The sequence below is a fragment of the uncultured Caldilinea sp. genome (genome assembly GCF_937128415.1).
In the GTDB taxonomy this organism is placed as follows: Bacteria; Chloroflexota; Anaerolineae; order Caldilineales; family Caldilineaceae; genus Caldilinea.
In genome coordinates this window covers 1-21,345 of record NZ_CAKZMJ010000077.1, presented here as the reverse complement: position 1 = coordinate 21,345, position 21,345 = coordinate 1, and the positions used below count along the sequence as shown (strand labels likewise).

General features: G+C 63.4%; 13 protein-coding genes. 5 read left to right on the top strand and 8 right to left on the bottom strand.

The annotated features are described in order from the left end of the window. Window positions 1-103: 103 nt before the first annotated feature. From rfbH to Q0367_RS14585, 7 genes are all read right to left on the bottom strand, one after another. Window positions 104-1,438, bottom strand: a complete 1,335-nt coding sequence (gene rfbH / locus Q0367_RS14615; RefSeq protein WP_298983125.1) for a lipopolysaccharide biosynthesis protein RfbH — start codon at window positions 1,436-1,438, stop codon at window positions 104-106. Next, window positions 1,422-2,408, bottom strand: coding sequence for a GDP-mannose 4,6-dehydratase (locus tag Q0367_RS14610; RefSeq protein WP_298983123.1), 987 nt, complete (start codon window positions 2,406-2,408; stop codon window positions 1,422-1,424). The genes rfbH and Q0367_RS14610 overlap by 17 nt, the downstream gene beginning before the upstream one ends. Continuing rightward, a complete protein-coding gene (gene rfbF, locus Q0367_RS14605) occupies window positions 2,405-3,178 on the bottom strand; it encodes a glucose-1-phosphate cytidylyltransferase (RefSeq protein ID WP_297637562.1) in 774 nt (257 codons plus the stop codon). Before rfbF ends, Q0367_RS14610 begins: the two co-directional genes overlap by 4 nt. After that, on the bottom strand, window positions 3,175-4,716 hold the full coding sequence (locus Q0367_RS14600) for an oligosaccharide flippase family protein (RefSeq protein WP_297637559.1): 1,542 nt from the start codon (window positions 4,714-4,716) through the stop codon (window positions 3,175-3,177). The genes rfbF and Q0367_RS14600 overlap by 4 nt, the downstream gene beginning before the upstream one ends. 27 nt (window positions 4,717-4,743) lie before the next feature. Then, window positions 4,744-7,062, bottom strand: a complete 2,319-nt coding sequence (locus tag Q0367_RS14595; RefSeq protein ID WP_298983121.1) for an ATP-dependent helicase — start codon at window positions 7,060-7,062, stop codon at window positions 4,744-4,746. A 26-nt stretch (window positions 7,063-7,088) separates the two neighbouring features. Further along, a complete protein-coding gene (locus Q0367_RS14590; RefSeq protein WP_298983119.1) occupies window positions 7,089-8,933 on the bottom strand; it encodes a hypothetical protein in 1,845 nt (614 codons plus the stop codon). A gap of 248 nt (window positions 8,934-9,181) precedes the next feature. Beyond that, complete coding sequence (locus Q0367_RS14585) at window positions 9,182-11,836, bottom strand: tetratricopeptide repeat protein (RefSeq protein ID WP_298983117.1); 2,655 nt, start codon at window positions 11,834-11,836, stop codon at window positions 9,182-9,184. Between the two features lie 172 nt (window positions 11,837-12,008). Here Q0367_RS14585 and Q0367_RS14580 point away from each other — a divergent pair, with 172 nt between their 5' ends. From Q0367_RS14580 to Q0367_RS14560, 5 genes are all read left to right on the top strand, one after another. Next, the gene (locus Q0367_RS14580) at window positions 12,009-13,898 is read left to right on the top strand and encodes a caspase family protein (RefSeq protein WP_298983115.1); all 1,890 of its coding nucleotides are present in this window, start codon (window positions 12,009-12,011) and stop codon (window positions 13,896-13,898) included. Then, complete coding sequence (locus tag Q0367_RS14575; protein WP_297637546.1) at window positions 13,895-15,436, top strand: hypothetical protein; 1,542 nt, start codon at window positions 13,895-13,897, stop codon at window positions 15,434-15,436. The genes Q0367_RS14580 and Q0367_RS14575 overlap by 4 nt, the downstream gene beginning before the upstream one ends. Beyond that, window positions 15,433-17,529 (top strand): CHAT domain-containing protein, encoded by a 2,097-nt coding sequence (locus Q0367_RS14570; protein WP_297637543.1) that lies wholly within the window; start codon window positions 15,433-15,435, stop codon window positions 17,527-17,529. The genes Q0367_RS14575 and Q0367_RS14570 overlap by 4 nt, the downstream gene beginning before the upstream one ends. 273 nt (window positions 17,530-17,802) lie before the next feature. Beyond that, a complete protein-coding gene (locus Q0367_RS14565) occupies window positions 17,803-18,627 on the top strand; it encodes an ester cyclase (protein WP_298983112.1) in 825 nt (274 codons plus the stop codon). 81 nt (window positions 18,628-18,708) lie between these two features. After that, window positions 18,709-20,250, top strand: coding sequence for a cryptochrome/photolyase family protein (locus Q0367_RS14560; RefSeq protein WP_298983110.1), 1,542 nt, complete (start codon window positions 18,709-18,711; stop codon window positions 20,248-20,250). A gap of 3 nt (window positions 20,251-20,253) precedes the next feature. Here Q0367_RS14560 and radA read toward each other — a convergent pair. Beyond that, the coding region (gene radA / locus Q0367_RS14555) for a DNA repair protein RadA (RefSeq protein WP_298983108.1) at window positions 20,254-21,345 on the bottom strand (1,092 nt) is incomplete at its 5' end.

The window sequence follows — 21,345 nt, the reverse complement described above, 5'->3', positions numbered from 1 at the left end:
CTCCCGCTCTCTTGCTCTCCCCCTCTCCCGCTCTCCCGCTCTCTTGCTCTCCCCCTCTCTTGCTCTCCCCCTCTCTTGCTCTCCCCCTCTCCCCCTCTCCCGCCTACATCCCGCTGCCTTGCCGCGCGTGGTTCACGAAAAGACGGATCGAATCGACGATGAAGCTCAGCATCGTTTCGTTGAGCCCGGGGTAGACCCCCACCCAAAAGGTATTGTTCATGATGCGGTCGGTGTTCGTCAATGCGCCGACGATGCGATAGGGCTGGTTGCGATACGCCGGCTGGCGCACGAGATTGCCGCCGAACAACAGCCGCGTTGCGATCTTGCGTTGCTCCAGGAAGCGCACCAGCTCGTTGCGCGTAAACGGGGCGCCTTCCGCCACGGTGATCGGAAAACCGAACCAGCTCGGCTCGGAGAAGGGCGTCGCCTCCGGCAAGATCAGATGTTCCTGCAAGTCGCTCAGCCCCTGGCGGAGCAGGTCGAAATTCCGTCGCCTCGCCGCGATGAAGGACGGCAATTTGGCCAGTTGCGCCACGCCGACCGCCGCCTGCATGTCGGTGGCCTTGAGATTGTAGCCGATGTGCGAATAGATGTACTTGTGGTCGTAGCCGTGCGGCAGCTCGCCGAGCCGCCAATCGAAGCGCTTGCCGCAGGTGTTGTCCTTGCCCGGTTCGCACCAGCAATCTCGCCCCCAGTCGCGGAACGACTCCACCAGCGTCTTCAGCCTGCTGCGGTTCGTCAGCACGCACCCCCCCTCTCCCATCGTGATGTGGTGCGCCGGGTAGAAGCTGACGGTGGCGAGATCGCCGAAAGTCCCGACCTTCTGGCCGCGATAGGTCGCTCCCACGGCGTCGCAGCAATCTTCGATGAGCCAGAGGTTGTGGCGACGGGCGAAATCCCCCACGGCATCCAGGTCAAAGGGGTTGCCCAGGGTGTGGGCAATCATCACCGCGCGCGTCCGCTCCGAAAGCGCTGCTTCGAGCTGCGATGCATCGATGTTGTAGGTTGGAATCGCGACGTCCACAAAGACCGGCGTCAAACGATTCTGCAGGATCGGATTGACCGTCGTTGGGAAACCGGCGGCGACTGTGATCACCTCGTCGCCCGGGTGCAGCGCACGGTCGCCTAATTTGGGCGAGGTCAGACAACTGAGCGCCAGCAGGTTTGCAGAGGAGCCTGAATTCACCAGGATCGCATGGCGCACGCCCATGAAACGGGCAAACTCGCGCTCAAATTGCGCAGCAAAGCGGCCGGTCGTCAGCCAGAAATCCAGGCTCGCCTCCACCAGGCGTTGGAGCTCAGAGGCGTCGAAGACGCGGCCCGCAACCGGAACCGGCGACTCGCCGGGGATGAACGGCTTCGGGGCAAAGGCGGCTTCGTAATAGTCCGCCACCAGCGCCAGAATTTGCCTGCGCAGCGTTTCAGCTCGACTGTCCATGGGCAAAAAACTCCCGATACCATGCGATGGTTCGATCCAATCCCTCTTCCAGCGTGAACAAGGGGCGCCACCCTAAAACCCGCCGCGCCTTTTCTGCGCTGAGATACTGGTGGCGAATTTCGTTGCTGGCCTCGTTGCGAATCTCCGGCGTCAACGAGGATCCCATGCGGCGCAGAATCTTTTCCACCAGCTCCAGCACCGTGATCTGGAGTTCGTTGGAAAAGTTAAACGCCTCCCCGCGCAGCGCAGGATTTTCCGCCAGCCGTTCGGCCAGCAACATGTACGCCGCCGCGCCATCCTCGACGTAGAAGTAATCGCGAACATAGTTGCCATCCGAACGAATCACCGGACGCTCTCCGCGCAAGACGGAGCGAATCGTTCCCGGCACAATGCGATTCCAGTTTAAATCTCCGCCGCCATAAAAATTGCCGCAGCGCGTGATGACGACAGGCAGACCGAAGGTGTGGGCGTATGCATGGGCGATCAGATCGGCGCAAGACTTGCTGACGTCGTAAGGATGGCGGCCTTGCAGCGGAGCCTCCTCGGTGTAGGGCAGGACTTCCTGGTCGCCGTAGGCTTTGTCGGAGGAGGCCGCGACGATCTGACGCACTTGCGGGCTGCGGCGACAGGCCTCCAGCAGACTCCACGCGCCCTGAATGTTGGTCTCGAAGGTCGCCACCGGGTTGCGATTGGCGACGCCGACGATAGTCTGAGCGGCGAGATGGAAGACGGTGTCGATCTCGTATTCGCCGAGGGCGCGTTCCAGCAGCGCCTGCTCGCGCACATCCCCGCGCACGACTTTGACGCGCTCCATCAGCCGGGCTTGCACCAGCTCGGACTGAGGCACCCAGTCGCGCACCAGGCAGACGACATCCGCGCCGGCTTCGAGCAACCGTTTGACCAGCCATCCGCCGAGCAGCCCCGTTGCGCCTGTGACAAAGACCGGTCGATCTCGCCAGAAATTGCTCATGATTTCACTCTCCAGGGGGCGTTGCCGCTCTGCCATAGCTCTTCCAGATATTGTTTCTCGCGCAGGGTGTCCATCGGCTGCCAGAAGCCCTCGTGGCGAAACGCCATCAATTCGCCGTCGAGCGCCAGCTTTTCCAGCGGTGCGCGCTCCCAGATCGTCTCATCGCCGTCGATATAGTCAAGCACCTTGGGGCTGAGCACGAAAAAACCGGCGTTGATCCAGCCTTCGCCCGCCTGCGGCTTTTCGGCGAAGCGCACCACCTGGTTCCCCTTGAGCCGAATGGCGCCGAAGCGCGCTGGCGGCCTGGCGCTCGTCACCGTCGCCAGCTTGCCGTGGCTGTGGTGAAAGGCGAGCAGCGCCTTCAGATCGACGTCCGCCAATCCGTCGCCGTAGGTCATCATAAAGCATGTTTCCGCCGCCAACCACTTTTTCAGACGCAACAGGCGGCCGCCTGTCATCGTCGCAGCGCCGGTGTCGACCAGGTGAACGGTCCAGTCTTCGCGCTCGCCGTCGTGGACGGTGACGTCGCCGCTCGCCAGCTTCACCGTGATGTCGCTGTTCAGGGCGTAGTAGTTCAAAAAATATTGCTTGATCATCTCGCCCTTGTACCCCAGCGCAATGATGAATTCATTGAAGCCGTGCGCTGCGTACCAGCTCATGATGTGGGTCAAGATCGGGCGTCCACCGATCTCCACCATCGGTTTGGGACGCACCGTCGTCTCCTCGGCCAGCCGGGTCCCCAGTCCGCCGGCCAGAATCACAACCTTCATGACAGACTCTCCCCTAGATTTTCCCTGGCGCGCCCGCGCAGCAGGCGCCACACATAGCCGATCCGTTCTCGAAACAGCGCAGGTTGAATCAACGCCGAAAAAAGAAAGAAGCCGGCCGCCGCCCAGCCAAATTTCCACAGGACGGCGAACCAGAGAGGATGGTGGCTTCCGATCAGGCGCACCAGCAGCCAGTAGGCGCCGACGGTGAGGATGGAGGCCAGCAGTGGGCCGGCGAGGATGCTTCGCATGTCGAGCGTCAGCGAGCGTCGCAGCACGAAATAGGCGAGCGTCAGGCCGCCGGCGACCGCCAGGACGGCGGCGATGGCCATTCCCAGCGCGCCGGCGGCGAGCGTCAAGGGCGCGCCGATGAGCGCCAGAATGAGCAGTTGGACGAGGGAGATTTCGATCACGCGGCGAGGCTGCCCGCTTCCGATGAAGAGCGCGCCCACGTTCTCCCACATGGGGCGCAAAATGGCGAGCAGCAGCAACACGCGCAGGATCGGCACGGCGGGCGTCCATTGCGCGCCGAACAGCAACGGCACGAGATCGGGCGCGCTGAGAAAGAGCGCCAACGCCACCGGCGCCGCCACGTTGGCCGAAACCCAGAGCACCATCGTGGCGGCGCGTTGCAGGCGCTCCTGATCCTCGCGCAGGCGGCTGTAGGTGAAAATCGCGGCGCGTCCGACCAGTGCGCTCAAGAGGAGGGACGGCCACTGGGAGATCCGATACGCCCGGTCGTAGTACCCTAGCGTCGTCGTCCCGGAAAGGGTGCCCAGGATGAAATTATCGGTCTGCGTCACCAGGCTCGCGACATAGTTCCCTGCGCCGGTGACCGCGCCGAAGCGAAGGTATTCCCACGCAAGTCGAGGGTTGTATCGCCAGCGAAGTCGGAAAAGCTCCCGTTGCGCAAAGGCAATGTACAGCGCGCCGGCGACCAGCGAAATCAACGAAAAGGAGACCGCCTGCGCCACAAGGCTGTATTCCCCCCGTCCAGACAGGGCGAAGGCGAAGGCCGGCAAATAAGAAAGCGGCATGGCGAGCCCGCCGATGATGCTGACCGGCTTGAAGCGCAGCGCACTTTCCAGGACCACGCTGAAAACGCCGACAAAGCTCTCCAGCGCAGAAAGCAGCGCCAGCGTCAGCAGAATCCACGCCACCGGCGCAGGATAGCCCCAGTGCAGCAGAAGCGGCGTCGCAATCAGCGCCAGCAGCGCGCCCCCCCATCCCAAAAGCACATCGACCGTAAAGAGCGTGCCCACGGTTTCACCTGTAACCGCGCGCTGCTGGGCGAACGCATAGTTGAGCGCGATCTTGCCGCGCAGCTGAAGAAGCGTGAAAAAAAACATCGCCAGCGCAAACTCGCCGTAGACCGAGGGAGAGAGCAGGCGCATGAGCAGGATGTTGGCGATGAACCCAACGCCGATCGACCAGTAGGAGCCTGCGACCACCCACAGCCCCCCGCGCACGGCGCGATAGGCGAGCGGCTCCTCCGCTCCGCTTTGTTTGGAGGATTGCGGCTCTGCGTTGGCTTCATTCATGCGCCGGAGAGACCTGAAACAACGAGATCACGTCCATCCCCTCGACCGGACGAACTCCGCCAGCACGGCGAAGGCCAGCGCCGGCGGCAGGGGTTCGGTGTCGTGGCGACGCCCTGTATTATACGTCACAATCAGCTCTCGCCGCGCGCGCGTAATGCCGACATAGAACAGCCGCAGCCGCTCCGCCGCCAGGTCGAGCCGCGCCTGCTCGGTGGCGCGGCCGGGCAGATACTCGTCAAGCGAGCCCATGTGCAGGTGACGCAGCTGCGCCTCCAGCTCCGCAGCCAGGTTGATCTGGTCGCGCACATACCAGCGCTCGCTGCGATATTGATCCTCCGGCAGCCCGCTGGGGAAGCTGAAGGCGTTGACCGCCGTCAAGTAGACGCGATCCCATTCCAACCCTTTGGCGGCGTGCATCGTCGCCACCGTCACCACGCCCGGCCTGGCCGTGTACCCCTGGCCGTCCTCGGTGAAGCCCAGCAGGCGGCGTCGATTCTGCGCAATGTTCTCCAGCTCGCCGACCAGGTCCGGCAAGCGCCAGCCCGGATTTTCTGCGGCCAGTCGGGCGAGCAGCACCGCCAGGCGATGGGTCACCGCCAGGTCGGCCGGCTCGGTGAAAAGGTCGTTGCCCACGGTCAGCAGCAGCTCATCGACCGGCAGCACCACGGCGCGGCTCCAGCGTTGCAGGTCATTGCGAAATTCCTGAAGCAGCCCACGGAAGCGCTCCATATCCTCCAGCCACCCAAGCTCGTTGAGAAAGTCGCGTTGGTCGGGAAAGACGAACGCCTCCGCCTCGCGCAGCTTGCCCAGCGCCTGCCCAAAGACGCGCACCGGCTCCGGCAGCGCCTCCCGGCCGGCCAATGCTGCGCCGTTCCCCTCGGTCTGCATGCGTCGCGCCGCCCACTGAGGATACCAGACCTCCTCCCACACGCGCCGCAGCAGCTGCGCCGACTGCGGGTCGGCGATGTAGCCGACCACCGTCGCCAGCCGTTTCGCCGTGGCGCGCGTGCCCGAATTGGTGCGCAGGAGGTCGTCGTCGATGGTCAGGCCCTCCTGGCGCAATGCGTTCACGAGGACATCCCCGCGGCGGTTGTCCGGCGCCAGCACCGCCACCGTCTTGTCCGGGTTTTCCGCCACCCATCGCTTGACGCTGCGCACGATGATATCCAGCTCTTCATCGGGCGAGAGCGCCTTTTCGTAAAAATGAACCGGCGGCTTGCCGGGCGGAGGATTGGGCTGCGGATCGCCGGGCGGCGTCGGCTCGATGAGCGGATAGCTCAGCGCCAGATCGCCTTTCAAGGTGGGATGCGCCGTCTGTGACCATCGGATCAGTTCATTGGCCACCTCGATGATGGGCAGGGCGCTGCGGCCGGAATTGGGCAACGCGCGCGCCTGCTCCGGGTGCTCGCGCAGGAAGCGCTGTAGAAATCGGCTGTCCGCGCTGGTGAAGGTGGTGTTGATGGCCTGGTTGGGATCGCCCACGCGCACCCAGTTGCCGTGCGCTGCGGTGAGCAGACGCAACATCTTCTCCTGCGCCAGGCTGGAATCCTGCGCTTCGTCTTCCAGAATGTAGGGCCAGCGTTGTTGGAGCCGCTCCAGGTAACCTTCGTCGGCGCGCAGCGCTTGCAGCGCCAGCATGATCAGGTCATCGAAATCGACCGCCCCGCGCACTTGAAGGCTGCGTTCGTATGCGGCGTAGACGTAGAGGCCGAAGTCAAGCAAGGGAAAGAAGTCGGATTGTCGCCCCAGCCGGGTGCGCAGCTCGCCCGGGCTTGTCGCCAGCTCTTTGGCGACGCGGATCACGACGTCGGCAAGCTCGATGGCGTCTTCCAACAGGGCGCTTTCGATGCGTCGCGGATTCTGCAGCAGCTCCGGCTTGATGAAAGGCGCAAAGGCGTCCGGGTGGGTGCGCAGGTAGGCGACCACGGCCTCGCGTTTGATCTCGGCGGCGGTGCGTTCGTCGATAATCTCGAACTCTTCGCTCAACCCCACCAGGCCGGGGCGCTCGCGCACGATGTCATGCGCCAGCCCGTGCAGCGTGCGCACGCGATAGCCGACGCCCGGCAACAGCCCGCGCTCCTGCCGTAGAAACCTGCCGATGCGCGCCCGAAAATTGGCGACCGCGCTGTTGGTGAAGGTGACGACCAGCACTTCGCGGTCGTCGAGCCTGCCTTCGGCGGCCAGCCGTTCGACCAGGCGCGCCGCCAGCAGGCTGAGGGTGAAGGTCTTGCCGCTGCCCGGCACCGCGCTGACGCCCATCGGCCCGCCGGTGTATTCGAGAATCTGCTGCTGCGCAGGCCGTGGGATGAAGGCGGGGCGCTCGCCGTTGACAGGCTCGGTGCTCATGAGGGCGTCGCGTTTTAGGGTCTAGCTCAGTTTGTCCAGTGCAGGCCGTGCTCGAAGAAGCGGCTGATGTCGCCGACGACAGGAGCGATCAGATATGTTTCGCCGCCGGTGCTGGGCACGGCGTAGATTTTCCAGCTTCCATCGCGGTTGCTGACGAAGGCGATCCAGCGTCCATCCGGGCTGACGGTGGGCAGGATGTCCATGCCAGGGTGGTTGGTGAGCCGCGTCACCTCGCGTGAGGTGACGTCCACGCGGTAGATTTCAAAGTTGCCGTCGCGGGCGTTGCTCATAAACGCCACGAACGCTCCGCTCGGCGCCCAGACCGGACGGTCATCGGCGGGTGTGGCGGTGAGCTGCGCAGCATTGGAGCCGTCGGCGGAGATCGTCCACAAGCCGCAGCGGTTGCCGGATTCATCGCAGCCGCGATACACGATTTGATCGGTCGCAGGGTGCCAGTTGGGCGACTCGCCGTAGGTGAGCATGCGGCCGTTGTTGTTTTCCTCCGCCCACATCGTATAGATGCGCCAGCGACGATCTCCTTCCCGATTGCTGGCAAAGACAATTTGGTTGCCTTGCGGGTTCCAACTGGGAAGCATGTCTTCGACGAAAGTGCTGAAGCGAATCAACAGATCGGCGCCTGGGTCGTAGCCGCTGATGCCCATTTGGTCGCTGCGCAGGTTGCGAAACGCCAGGCGTCCCCCGTCCTTGCGCAACGCCGGCTGCGCTGCATCTTGCAGAAGCACCTGCGCCGTCTCCTCTTTCCCCACTGCAAGGCTCAGCACCTGGCTGCGCCCCGAGATCGGATCGACGGCGGAATAGAGGATGCGGCCGACCGCCGGGCCGCCGGACGTTGAGACTGCGGCGCGAACGGTGTTTGAAGCCTCCGGCATCGCCGCACCTGCGACCGCTCCGCTCATCTCCGCTGCGGCGGCGAGCTGGCATTGCGTCTGCGCCGCGTCGCGTTTCGCCACGATCGCCGGGGAGGAGGCGATCATCAGCGCGGCGTTGTACTCATCCTGCGCTCTGCACCAGGCCTCGTCGTCGGCGAGACGATCCGCGTAGCGTACATGCGCCTGATGGAGTCGCTCCTCGACATCGCGATAGTCAGGGTCGATCGCATAAATCATCTGCAGCCGTCGGATCGTCGCCGCCGGATCGACGCCTGCGTCGGCCAGAACCTCGAGATATTGCGCGATCAGATCGCGCTCGCGACGCACGTCGACGGCGCTGGGGCGCAGCGCTAGGGCTTTGTCGTACAGCGCCACCGCTTCTTCCAGGGCTTCGGCGTTGTCCTTTTCCAACGCCAGGTTGACGTAGGCGTTGAAGAGCATCTCCTGCATCTCGTCCGGCTTGAACGCGGGGTCGCTCTGTTGAATTTGCAAAAGCTGGTTGAGCGTCTCCTGCCAGCGGCCGGCGCGAGCGGCGCGCTGGGCGCTTTCCCATGCGGCGACCAACTCAGCGGAGGGGGTGGGCGCCGCCGTCGGCGCGATCGGCGAATTGTTCGTTGCCTGGGTGACGGCCGGCGTCGCCGTCGCCTCTTCCGCTGCGGCGAGAGCGTCCGGCGTCGCCGCTGCATCGCCTCCCAACAGCGCCAGCAACCTCTGGACGCCCTCCTGCGCCACGGGGTTGTCGGCGTCCAGGATCAGGACTTTCTGGTACTCCGCCAGCGCTGCGCGCAGGTCGCCGTCCGCCTGAAAGTCGGTGGCGCGTTGCAGGGCGATGCCGATCTGCTGGCGGCGTTGCGTCTCCACCTGTTGTTGACCGGCGCGGACGCCGAGCACCACGGAGAAGATTAAAATGGCGGCGGCCAGGATTGTGATGGCGCCGATCAACCACCACGCCCAGGTGGGAAAGCGCATGTTGTGAATCATCGTGTGAAACCTGCCATTTCGAGGTTCCATCGAGAACCGTTTTGAACCAAAAGTCATCGTTTACAGACGTTCTTTGCAAGGCCTGGGTTCCGACCCTTGCGCTTAGACAATCTATCGGCGATTGCGCCAAAGGTTCATTATACATATTGCGGCTTGCAGCGAGAAAGGTGAGAACGGCCACGCAACCGGAGTTTCGTCTAAAACGCTTTGTTCGCTGCGGAGAAGGGGGAGTGAGAAGGAGGCGCCGCTCATTCTCCGATGGCGTACATCGTGGCTTGCTCCCAGGACATTGCGCCGCCCGCCTGCCAGGCTGCGAGAAATTCTGCCTGCGTAAGCTGGCTGTGGGCGAGGGCGAGCCGTTGTGCATGAAGCGTCTGGTCGCTCAAGGGCAAGGGCATTTGCATGAGAGTGCGGAAATGTTCCGCTGCGCTCCACAGGCAGACGGCGCGCGTGGCATGGCGCCTGGCAAGCGCCGTCGCTGCGCACTGTTCGAGGTCTTCCACGACGCCAGGGCGGTGGTTCAGCTCGCGGCGGAGCCGCAACGCCTGCGCAGCGGCAACGTCCGCCTCATCGCAGTTCCCATTCTCAAAAGCCAGTCGCGCCTGGTTTGACCACAGCGCAGCCTGGAGAAGCCTGTCGGCTGCGCCGCGGACCTGTTGCGTCGCTGCGTCGTGATATGCGACGGCGCCTGGAATGTCTTGTTGCAGTGCAGCGCACCTCGATAAATGGAGCAGCGTCATCGCAACGCCGTGTTTGTCATCGAGGCGGCGGTGGACGGCCAGGCTGAGTTGAAAATAGGGTGCGGCGATGCCCGGCCTGTTCGCATGATGCGCCAACACGCCCAGATCGTTCCATATTTGTGCAACGTACCGTTGATCGCCCAGTTGCAAAAAGATCGTCAACGCTTCATGCAGCCATGCTTCGGCTTCGCCGTAGCGACCCAGCGACGTTGCCGTCTCGCCTAACCCGCGCAACGCATAGGCGATCCCACGCGAATTGTTCAAGGCTCTGGAAAGCGTCAGCCGTTCGGTGAAACAGTTCAACGCCGTCTGATAGTTGCCGAGGAACTCTTCGATCCAGCCCAGCACGCCATAGCCGTCGGCGATTCCCTGCCTGTCGTCCAGGCGCCTGGCAAGATGCAGTTGTTCTTCGGCGAAGCGCCGCGCAGCATTCAGATCGATCTGGAGGCGCGCCAACACGCCTGCGCCATACAACAGGCGCAAGCGCACCGTATCCGAGGGATGACCGTCGGACAACGCCTGCTCCAACCAGTGGCGTCCTTCCGCATAATGGCCGCGCACCAACCAGAAGCGCCAGATGCGCGCCGCCAGATGCGCCGCTTTTTGCGCCGGTTCGCCCCTCTGCTCGCATCCCCATTTCAGGGCGGCGCGCAGGTTGTCGTGCTCTGTTTCCAGCCGCTCCAGCCACGCCGGTTGATTGGCTCCAGACAGTTCAAGCTCCGCCGCCTCCGCCAAGCGGGCATAATAGCCCAGATGACGCCGCTGCAACGCCGGCGCTTCTCCTGACGCCGACAATTTTGCATGCAGCACTTCACGCACCGGCTCCAAGAGTCGATACCGCGCGCCGCTTTCAGGGGAGCTCTCCACTACGACGAGGGATTTGTTGATCAGGCGTCTGAGCAGCATCAGCACCTGATGGGGCGCAATCATGCCTTGAACGCCCTCCTCGTCGGCGGCGATCGCCTCTGCGGCTTCAAGAGTCCATCCACCCCGAAAAACAGAGAGACGACGGAGCAAAGTGCGTTCGGGTTCGGCGAGCAGACGATAACTCCAATCGATTGCGGCCTGTAAGGTCTGGTGTCGCAGCGTCGGACGGCGACCGGCGCTTGCGAGCAAGGAAAAATCGTGCTCCAACCGTGCAGCGATCTGTTCCGGCGTAAGGACTGCAACCCACGCCGCCGCCAGCTCAATGCAAAGCGGCATGCCATCCAGGCGGTGACAGATGCTCGCCACTGCGGCTGCATTCTGGTCGGTCAATCTGAACGCGTGCGACGCAGCCCGTGCGCGTTCTACAAAGAGCCGAATGGCGTCATATTGCAGCAGCGCGATGGCCGACGGCGTCATGCCGGCTTGCATGGTGGGCAACGCCAGCGGCTGGATGCGATAGACGAATTCCCCAGGAACGGCCAGTGCTTCCCGGCTGGTGGTCAAAATTTGCAGGCGTGGACAGGCCAGGAGCAGCGCGACCGCCAGTTCTGCGACGGCGTTCACCAGATGCTCGCAGTTGTCCAGAATGAATAGCTGTTGAGATGGCCGGAGGAAATCGAGTAGTGCTGCGCTGTCGCTAACTTTGCTCAGCCCTACGGTTGTCGCCAATACGGTCGGCAACAGATGCGGTTCGACCAGCGCCGCCAGTTCCACGATTTGTACGCCGTCGGGGTAGAAAGGCGCCATCTCCTCGCCCACGCGCAGCGCCAGCCGCGTCTTGCCGCATCCGCCGGCGCCGGTCAGGGTGAGCAGCCGCACATTTTGGTCTTGCAACAGCTTGCACACCTCGACGATCTCCTCGACGCGACCGATAAATGACGCCAATTGAGAAGGCATGGCAGATTCTTCTGCAGGCGGCGGGGAGGGGAGGGGCGGCCCATGGTCAGGAGACAGGGGCATTGCAGATGGAGGAGGCTCCACCTGTTGGTCGCACAGCGCCAGCAAGCGTGCAACGATTTCAGGTTCATGTTGCAGGTGCAGAGCGGGGACGAAGCGCGCCAGCAAGCTGGTGCGATCCACCGTTCGTTCGTTGTTTTCGATGCGGCTCAGGTGAGATTCGCTATAGCCAATTTGGATTGAAAGTTCGCGCAATGAAAGGTGAGCGCGACGACGCAGGAACTTCAGCAGCTCCCCACAGGTGGAAAAGGTGATGAAAGGATCGTGGGAAGCAGCCACGCATCGCTCCTCAATCACCGGTGAACGCCCCGCGTGATGAATTCATTATACATCAAACCGTTGCGGGCAGAGCGTCCTTTTTTGACAAGAAAAGGCAAAAAATGCAACCCCTTTCGTGCTATCTTGTCCTCATCGACCGAAACCACCGGATTGAAGTTTGTCTGGGGGAGATATGAAACGCCGCGCGTTGGTGCTCGGAAGCCAAATTCTTGGACTGACCGGCGTCCATAACGACGTCGAAGCGATGAAAATGATTTTGGGCCGTTATGGCTTCGCCGTCGATCGTCGCATTGGAAGCGACGCAAGCCGCGACGGAATCCTCGACGGCTATCGCAGGCTGATTGCCGACTCCAGAGCAGACGATGCCGCCGTCGTCTATTACTCAGGCCACGGCGCCTTTGCCGTCAACCCGACGAGGCGCCCGAACCAGCCGAAGCATCTGCAATGCATCGTTCCGACCGACTGGGGAGCCGGCGGAGGCTTCCGAGGCATCCTCCATGTCGAATTGTCTGCGCTGATGGCGGAGCTTACGGCGCGCACGAAAAATGTAACCGTCATCCTCGATTGCTGCCACGCCGCCCAGATGTCGCGAGCCGCCGAGCCGAGCGCGTTGACGCCCCGAGCTCTCCCGCGCGCGTGGGCGGACGGCGTCGACGAGTTCCTGGCTCAGCACTCGCTCGATCTTTCTCAAGTGCATGTCGAAAGCAACCCAGATGCAGTGCGTCTGGCGGCCACCCAAGCCGATCGCTCGGCTTACGAGGCCCTCCTGCCAAGGAACGGTGAGCTGATCAGGATGGGACTGCTGACCCGCGCGCTCCAGCTTGCACTGGAAGAGTGCGGCGATGCGCCTCTTGCGTGGCGAACGCTGGCGCTGCGCGTGCGAGAGCTGGTGATGAACCAGGCCATGGAACAAAGGCCTGAAGTGGAAGGCCCCGCCGATCGGCTGCTCTTTTCCACTGTGCTCGCCCCCCGTTCCGACGCCGTGGTCTTCTTCTATGACGATGGCCGGCCGTCGCTGCGCGCAGGGCGCCTGCTGGGCGCCCGCCCTGGCGCTGTTTTCGACGTTCTGCCGCTGGGTGCAACCGATCTCGAAGCAGGTTCGGCGGCGGAAGCCACCGTTGTCGAGATTATGGGCAACGTTTCGCGCGTCGCTCTGCACGTGGCTTCACAAGCGCAACCGCCTCAAGCTGGGACATTGGCGATTCCGCGCACCCTTCCTTTTCCCTGCGCCAGAGTCTCCGTTCGTGGAGACGCCAAGAGCATCGCTCCCTTGCTGCAGACGCTTCAAACCAGCCGTTTTCTGGAGTTGGTCGCAGACGGGCCGAACGATTTTGAAGTGGTCGTCGAAAATCAGCGATTGACCTTGTTCGATGACAACAAAGGGCAGATCGCACACTCGGAGCCCAATGATGCTGGAGGACGGCAGAACACGCGCGCACGGCTGGAGCGTTGGGCGAAGGCGCTGGCGCTGCGAGACCTGCAAGCGGGCGGACTTCCGCCGACCGTTGCAGCCGTGCGCTGGGGCCGCGTCGTCAACGGGAAACCGGTTCCACTCAGCGCCGGAGAGACGCTGCACGTCGGCGATTTTGTATACGTCACCATTGAGAACAAAACGGACGTCGATCTCTACGCGGCGATCTTCGACATTGGGGTGAGAGGAGCGGTCACATTGCTCACGGCGGCGACTCCAACGGGGCGCAAGATCGCTCCGGGCGCCGGCTACACGCTTGGCGAACGCTTCGGAGTCCTCGAAGGGCTAGGTCCGCTCACCTGGCCCGAAGAAGTCCCGACGACCGAAGCGCGCCGCGAGTCGATCCTCGTCATCCTCGCCGAAGATTGGAACGATTTTCAGAGCTTTGAAACGCCGCGGGACTCGACGCGTGGTCACCGAACGCCGCTTGAAGCGCTGCTCGCCAGCATGCGCCAGGGAACGACGCGCGAGATTCCGGCGAGCCGGCCGGATGGAGGTCGCTATGACGTGCGAGTTTTTGACTTCAACCTCAGCCCGACGCCGCGGGCGCAGGGCGCCTCCTTGAATGCTTCAACGGTGGAGGCGGCATGATCTTTGGCCCTTATGTGAGTTCCATCCTGCGCTTCTTATTGCCGCATGAATATGAGGCTGACCTCGCCGCTGCAGAAGCCGACCTCAAAGATTCGGAGGCTCCCAACGACCTCCTCATGCTCGGCAAGGTGTTGCTGTGCGCCGGTCAGGTGAAACGGGCGCGCGAGGCCTTCTCCCGGGCCGAAGGCGCCGCCACCGGGGTCGATGACCGCGCACTGGCAGGCGGCTATCGCCGACTGGCGGAGTTCGCCGATTTTGGCGCGTGTCGGGAGTGGAGCCCGGGTTCGTCGCCGCTCGAAGTGGAGCGCAGGTGGTCTTTGCTGGAGTGGGCCGTCGAGCGAGATTTCTGGCGCCGACAATTGCCCGCGCTGCCGGCTTCTGTTGAGCAGGAAGTCTGGTTTGTCACCCAAATCGCCCCATTGGTGAATGAACTGGCGTCTGCTTCGGCGCCGGAGGAATCGAAGCCGCTTTTTCGTCGCATGGCGCAGGCGGCGGAGCGACTGCAATCGGGGGAGCTATCCCCGGTGATTGCGCTTGGAGTGATGCTCGTCCATGCTCTGATGCTCCGCCTTGTCGATGAGAAAGGCGCCGCTCGACAATTCGCCATGAAAGGAATTGCGGCTTGTCGGGAGATGGGGCGCCCAATCGGCGAAGGACTCTTTGCCCTGCTGATCGACGATCTGGACGCCACGGCCCGGACGACGCCGGAGGCGCTCGACCTCTTTGCAGGCGATATTCAATCGATGAGTCGCAGCGTTTTGGACGCGCTGGAGGAAGGGACGTCGCCTAACCCCCCGGAGGACTGGACTGCGGTCTTTGAAGGCAAAAGCAGAGCGCGCAGCCTCTTTGAAACCCACAGGTGGCGGATCGGCGTCGGCGCAGCGTTGGCGCTCGCCGCGAGTCGGACAATGCGGGCGAAGCCGGCCGACATGCCGGCGACATTCGAGATTCGCCATCTGGTGGAGGCGCAGTCCGCCTTTCAGCGCGCCGGCGATGAAGCCGGGCAGCAACTTGTGCAGTGCCGGTCGCTGATCTGCGCCCTCGAGCAGAATTACCCATTCGAGGAGTTTCAGCTTCAAAAAGCGCATAGCATCGGGGAATGGGGAATGAAAAGCGGCAGCTTTTCGTATGCATTGGGATTGGGGTATCTGTTTCTCGCAGCCGGGCGCAGGTGGCGCCGACGAGGCGAACTCGCCGCCGCCATCAAAGCAACCCAACTCGCCGCCGCGCTCTTCGATGGGCTACAGGCGCCGGTGGCAAATGCAGACGCCGTCGCAGAAGAGGCCGATCTGCTGGCGTCTGGTTGGGAGTCGTCCCAGGGGATTCCGGCCATGCAACGCGCCTTCGACGGCTACATCGATGCGCTCACCGCGATGAAGCCCTCTGCGCCGGGGCAACTCGGGGCGTGGGTGCGCCTGCGCCAACGCGTGGCGCAAACCGGCGCGATGCTGCTGGCCTGGTCCTCCGGTCGCGCCGCCTTTGCGCGTACGCAACAGAGTCTGCTCGACCTGAATATTCTGCCTGGAGCCTCCTCATGAGCCATACAGAAGTCGCCGAGCTATTGAACGCCTATTGTCGCCTCGTCAGAGATGAAGTCGCCGATTGGACGCCGTGGATCGTGCGCTTCGCAGCGGTGATCGAACGTTTGCAGCGCCCTCCGGCGGGCGACTTGACCGCCCAGGTCGGCGAGCTGCCCTTTGCCCCGCTTCTCATTGCCCTCGGCCATCATGTGGACGGCCAGGATGCGAAGGCCGTCGCAGTGCTTCGGGAAGCGCACGCCGCGCTGTTGAGCGACAAGGAGCTGAACAGCGTCGAGACCGCGAAGATCACCGCAGCGTCGGTGGCGGGACTTCGCGCCCAAGCGCGCGCCGGCGTTCTCGCCGTGTTCCTGGCGGCCTGCGGCGCACATGAAGAGGCGCTCTGGCTTTTTGCCCAACTGGAGGGCGCTCGCCGCATGCGCAGCCTGTGGGAGACCGCTCTGCTGGCCCGCACTTTGTTCGCCGCAGGTCACTTTGCGGGCGCCTTGAACGTTGCGTTGGAAGGCGTCGAGGAGCTATTGCAACGGCGACGGAGGCTGGACGACACTGTGCTGCGCTTGAATTTCGGCGGCGAAGTCGGCTTCTCGTTGACGCAGATCGCGGCAGCCGCCGCGCTGGCGCACACCGATGACGAAAGAGGTTGGCGGCTCGGGTTGTCCCTGGGTGATCTCGGTCGCGACCCATTGCTGGCGGAAATTTTGCACACCATCACGCGCGCTCCGGTTTCTGTTCTGTTGCGCCTGCCTGCGATTCGTCGATGCTGGGCCGCCGAGGCCGAAGCGTTTCAATGGAGCGACCTCTTTTCCCGCATGCTTGTCGAGGCGGAGCCAGGTCTGAAGCTGCGCGCTGCGGAAGAAAAGTTGAGCGCAGCCGAGGCGGCGAGGAGAGAAGCCAAGACCCGACTGCGACAGGCTGCGCCCGACCTCTACAGTTTCTTTTACAGGCCGGGCGCTGCGCTACTGCGCTCGCCGGTCAGACCTGACGTTGACGTTGTGGCCGACGTGCAACGAGAACTTGAGCCAGGCGCCGCCATCCTCGGCTATGAGCTGTTCGAGAACGACGTGTTCGGATGGGCGTTGACGCACGATCGTCTGTGGGTGCAACGGCTGGGGCTTTCGGCTTCTGAGTTGGCGGATCACGTCGCCGCTGTGCGAACCTCCTGCCGCTTCGGCGCGCTTGCCGGCGAAGCTCGCCTTGCTTCGCTTTCAGAAGCGCTGCTGGGGTGGGCGGATGACATCCTCGACGCCAACGGGCTCGACGCCAACGGGCGCCTGCTGCTTGTTCCCAGCGGCCCGCTTCGGGCGCTTCCATTTGCGGCCCTTCTGTGGCGCGGTCGAGCGCTCGTCGCCACCCATGCCTGTTCGGTTCTCCCCACCTTGGGCGTCTTCCCTGACCTGATCGGCAGAAAATCGATAAACTTCCAAAACGCTGCGATCGCCGCATTCGGCAATCCGAGTGATGCGCGGTGGACTTCGCCGACGGGAGAGACGGTTACAGTCAGTTCTCTGCGGCATGCAGAGCGCGAGGCGCAAGAGATTGTAACACTTGCCGGCGACCGCGCGCACCTTCTCCGCTGTGGTTCGCAGGTGACGCGAGACGCCGTGCTCGATGCGCTGCGCACCGCCGACATCGTCCACCTGGCCACCCACGCCAGATTTTGCCCGGAAGCGCCGCTGTTTTCGGCTTTCCTTCTGTCCGATGGAGAGCAACTGACGGTCATCGACCTCATTGCGGTCGAGAGTCGATGCCGCCTGATCGTCGCCAGCGCATGCAGCACCGGAGAGGGCGCTCGCACCAGCGGAGACGACGTGCTCGGCGTCAGTCGGGGCCTCCTCGCCTGTGGAGCGAGCGCGGCGGTGGTGAGCCTGTGGCCTGTGGACGACGCGCATACGGCGGATCTCATGATCGCATTTTATCAGGGGCTTTTCAGCGGCCTTGAACCTGCTCAAGCGCTTCGGCAAGCTCAACTCTCATTTCTTGACAGAGAAGCGGGTGTTCCGACCCACAGCCGTGAAGCGCCGGCGGAATTATTCCCTGTTGGAGGTGCAGGAGCAGAGCGCTATTGGTCGCCATTTATCGTGATAGGTGCATGAAGGACGCGGAGCACATTCACCGCGCTTGCATAGAAGACGCGCCAGCGCTGACGCGTGTATGGATCGACATCAGGCGTGCGACCTATCGCGGCAACAGTTCGGCCTGCCGCCTGCGGTTGGCGCCGAAATTCCTGATGGTCATGGCATTTCGTAGGTCACGCCTTGGGCGGGACGTCTACGTTCACGCCGTTTCGTCACGCCAGCAGCGGCGACCTACGATGATTCTCAATATTTCCAAGCAGTCTCGTCGATTTTGCACATCAGGAGGTGCATATGTCCATCACCGAAACCAAAGCCGTCATTCGCCGTTTCGTCAAAGAGGTGCTCAACGAGAAGAATCTCGCCGTCATGGATGAACTCTTCCCGCCCGACTATGTGGAGCATGATCCCTTGCCCGGTCAGGGGCCGGGGGCGGAAGGGCTCAAACGCTTCTTCGCCGAATCCTTTTTCCCGGCCTTCCCTGACCTGGAGTGGGTGAACGAGGATATGGTCGCCGAGGGGGAGTATGTCATGGCGCGCTCGACCTGGCGCGGGACGCAGCGCGGAGAATTTCTCGGCATCCCGGCCACCAACCGTCGCGTCCAGGTGGCGGCCTGGACGATCGACCACGTCGTCGATGGCAAGCTGGTCGACAGCCGCATCCTGGTCGATGGGTTGAGCCTGCTGCAACAGCTCGGCGCGCTGCCGCCGTGGCCGCCGCCGGTCAAGACCTTTCAGGGCATGGCCGAGGAAGCCTATCAGGCCGTGCCCACTATCAAAGCCGCCGATCTGCAACGCCGCTTGAAGAGGGAGCCGGAGCTACTGGTCATCGACGTGCGCGACGCCGCCGAGATCGTGCAGACCGGGACGATCCCCGGCGCGGTCAACCTCTCCTACGGTGCACTGACCTACATGGCCGACCACACTGCGCCGGAGGACTGGCGCGACCCACGGCTGGCCGACCACGATCGCCCTATCGTGACCACCTGCGGCCTGGGGCCGCTGGGCGCATTGGGCGGCAAGCTGTTGCACGACATGGGCTTCACCAACGTGCAGATTTTGGAAGGCGGCGTGCAGGCGTGGATCGACGCCGGACTGGCGGTGACCAGGAGTGGTTGAATCAGGAGAACGGGTCGATCCCGCTTGCGGTTGAGATGAAAGCTTACGGAGGAGCCACACGCTCGCAATTATGCTACTGGCATGGCTCCTCTTTCCGTCTGGATTCTCGGCGATCAGCTGCTGCGCGGCCATCCGGCCCTGCTCGCCGCCGAAAGGCTGGTCGAGCGCAGCCGGATTCGCGTGCTGCTCATCGAAAGCGAACAGCGCAAGGCCCGGCTGCCTTATCATCGCAAAAAGCTGGTGCTGCTGATCAGCGCCATGCGTCATTACGCCGAGGAGCTGCGCAGCCTCGGCTATACGGTCGATTACGTGCGCGCGCCGACCGCGCTCGAAGGGTTGCGCCGACACGTGGAAGCGCATCGACCTGCGCGACTGCTGACCATGGCCGCCGCCGAATATCGCGGGCGGCAGTTTCAGCAGACCCACCTCGCCGAGCTGCTCGGCGCACCGGTCGATGTGTTGCCGAACACGCAGTTTCTCTGCGGTCGCTACGATCCTTTTCCTGACCCCGACAAGAAAGTTATCCTGGAGACCTTCTACCGGGCGATGCGCCGGCGTTGGGGCTTGCTGCTCGACGCGCACGGGGAGCCGGTGGGCGGCGCCTGGAATTTCGATCGCGAGAATCGCAAGCCGTTGCCGCGGCGGGGCCTCTTCATTCCTGCACCCCTTCGCTTTCCTCCGGACGCAATCACGGCGAAGGTGATGCAGGAGGTGGCTGCGCTGCCGCAGGGCGTCGGGCGCGTCGACGGCTTCGACCTGGCGGTGACCCGCGATGAAGCGCAAAAGGCGTTCGAGGATTTCCTGCTTCATCGGCTGCCCAACTTCGGCCCCTACGAGGACGCCATGAGCCGCTCCAGCGCCGTGCTCTTCCATTCGATGCTCTCCCCCTACATGAACATCGGCCTGCTTGACCCGCTCGACATGGCGCAGCGCGCAGAGCAGGCATACCACAGCGGCCACGCCCCCCCGGCTTCCGTCGAAGGCTTCATCCGCCAGATCGTCGGCTGGCGCGAGTACATCTACTGGCAATACTGGCGGCAGATGCCTGGATTGCTTACGGCCAACTGCTGGGGACATACGCGCGCCATGCCCCGCCTTTTCTGGGACGCCGACACGCCGATGAATTGTCTGCGCCACGTGGTCTCCCGCGTTCTTGACCTCGGCTACTGTCATCACATCGAACGGTTGATGGTGATCTGCAACTTTTGCATGTTGGCCGGCGTCGATCCGGCCGCCGTCAACGAGTGGTTTTTAAGCTTCTACGTGGACGCCTACGAGTGGGTGGTTTCGCCGAACGTGATCGGCATGGGCATGAACGCCGACGGCGGACAGACCGCCACCAAGCCCTACATCGCCTCGGCCAATTACATCCACAAGATGAGCGACTATTGCACCGACTGTCGTTTCAACCCGAAGCTGCGCGCCGGCGAGAACGCCTGCCCCTACAATTTTCTCTACTGGAACTTTCTGCTCGAGCATGAGGAGACGCTGCGCGCCAACCCGCGCTTGGGGCCGGCCGTGCTCGGCTTGAAACATCTGACGCCGGAGGAGCGCGTCGCCGTCCGCGCACAGGCCGCGCACTTTCTGGAGGAACTTCCGCTCTATTCCGGGGAGAAACGCTAGACGCTATCGCAACAGCGCCACGTCGAGCGCGTCGTGCAGCGTGCGCACGCCGATCACCTCGATGCCAGAAGGCAGACGTTCGCTGCTTTGTCGTTGCAGCGCGCTGCGCGGGGTGAGCGCGCGCGTGAAGCCCAGCTTGGCCGCCTCGTGCAGCCGCCGGCCCAGCTGACCGACGCTGCGCAGCTCCCCGCTCAGGCCGACTTCGCCCATCAGGGCCAGGTCGGCATGCACCGGTCGATTGCGGAAGCTGCTGGCAATGGCGATGGCAATCGCCAGGTCCGCCGCCGGTTCGTCGATGTGCATGCCCCCCACGACGTTGACGAAGATGTCCTGATTGCTGAGGTCCATGCCGACGCGTTTAGAGAGCACGGCGACCAGCAGCAGAAGGCGGTTGACGTCGACGCCGTTGGCCGTGCGCCTCGGCATGCTGAACGCAGTTGTGCTGCAGAGCGCCTGCACCTCCACCAGCAGCGGACGCGTGCCTTCCATCGAAACGGCGATGGCGCTCCCCGCCGCGTTAGGCAGACGCTCCGCCAAAAATAGCTCCGACGGGTTGCGCACCTCCTGCATGCCCTGCTCGTTCATCTCGAAGACGCCCACCTCGTTGGTGCTGCCGAAGCGATTTTTGATCGAGCGCAATAGCCGGAAGGCGTGAAAACGTTCGCCTTCCAGCTGCAAGACTACATCGACCATATGCTCCAACACGCGCGGGCCGGCAATAGCGCCTTCTTTGGTGACATGCCCCACGAGAAAGACTGGGATGTTCTGCGTCTTGCCGACGCGCAGCAGTGCAGCCGCGCAATCGCGCACCTGGCTGACCGTGCCCGCCGCGCTGGCGCCGTTGCCCGAATAGATGGCCTGCACCGAGTCCACGATGACGAGCGCCGGTTTCAGATTTTCGATATGCTCGATGATCGCCTCGACGACGATTTCAGAGAGCACCATCAGCCGCTCATCGCGAATGCCCAGCCGCGCCGCACGGCGGCCGATCTGGTGTGCGCTCTCCTCGGCGGAGACGTAGAGGACCGTTCCCACGTGTCGCGCAACATCCGCCGCCATCTGAAGCAGCAGCGTGCTCTTGCCGATGCCCGGATC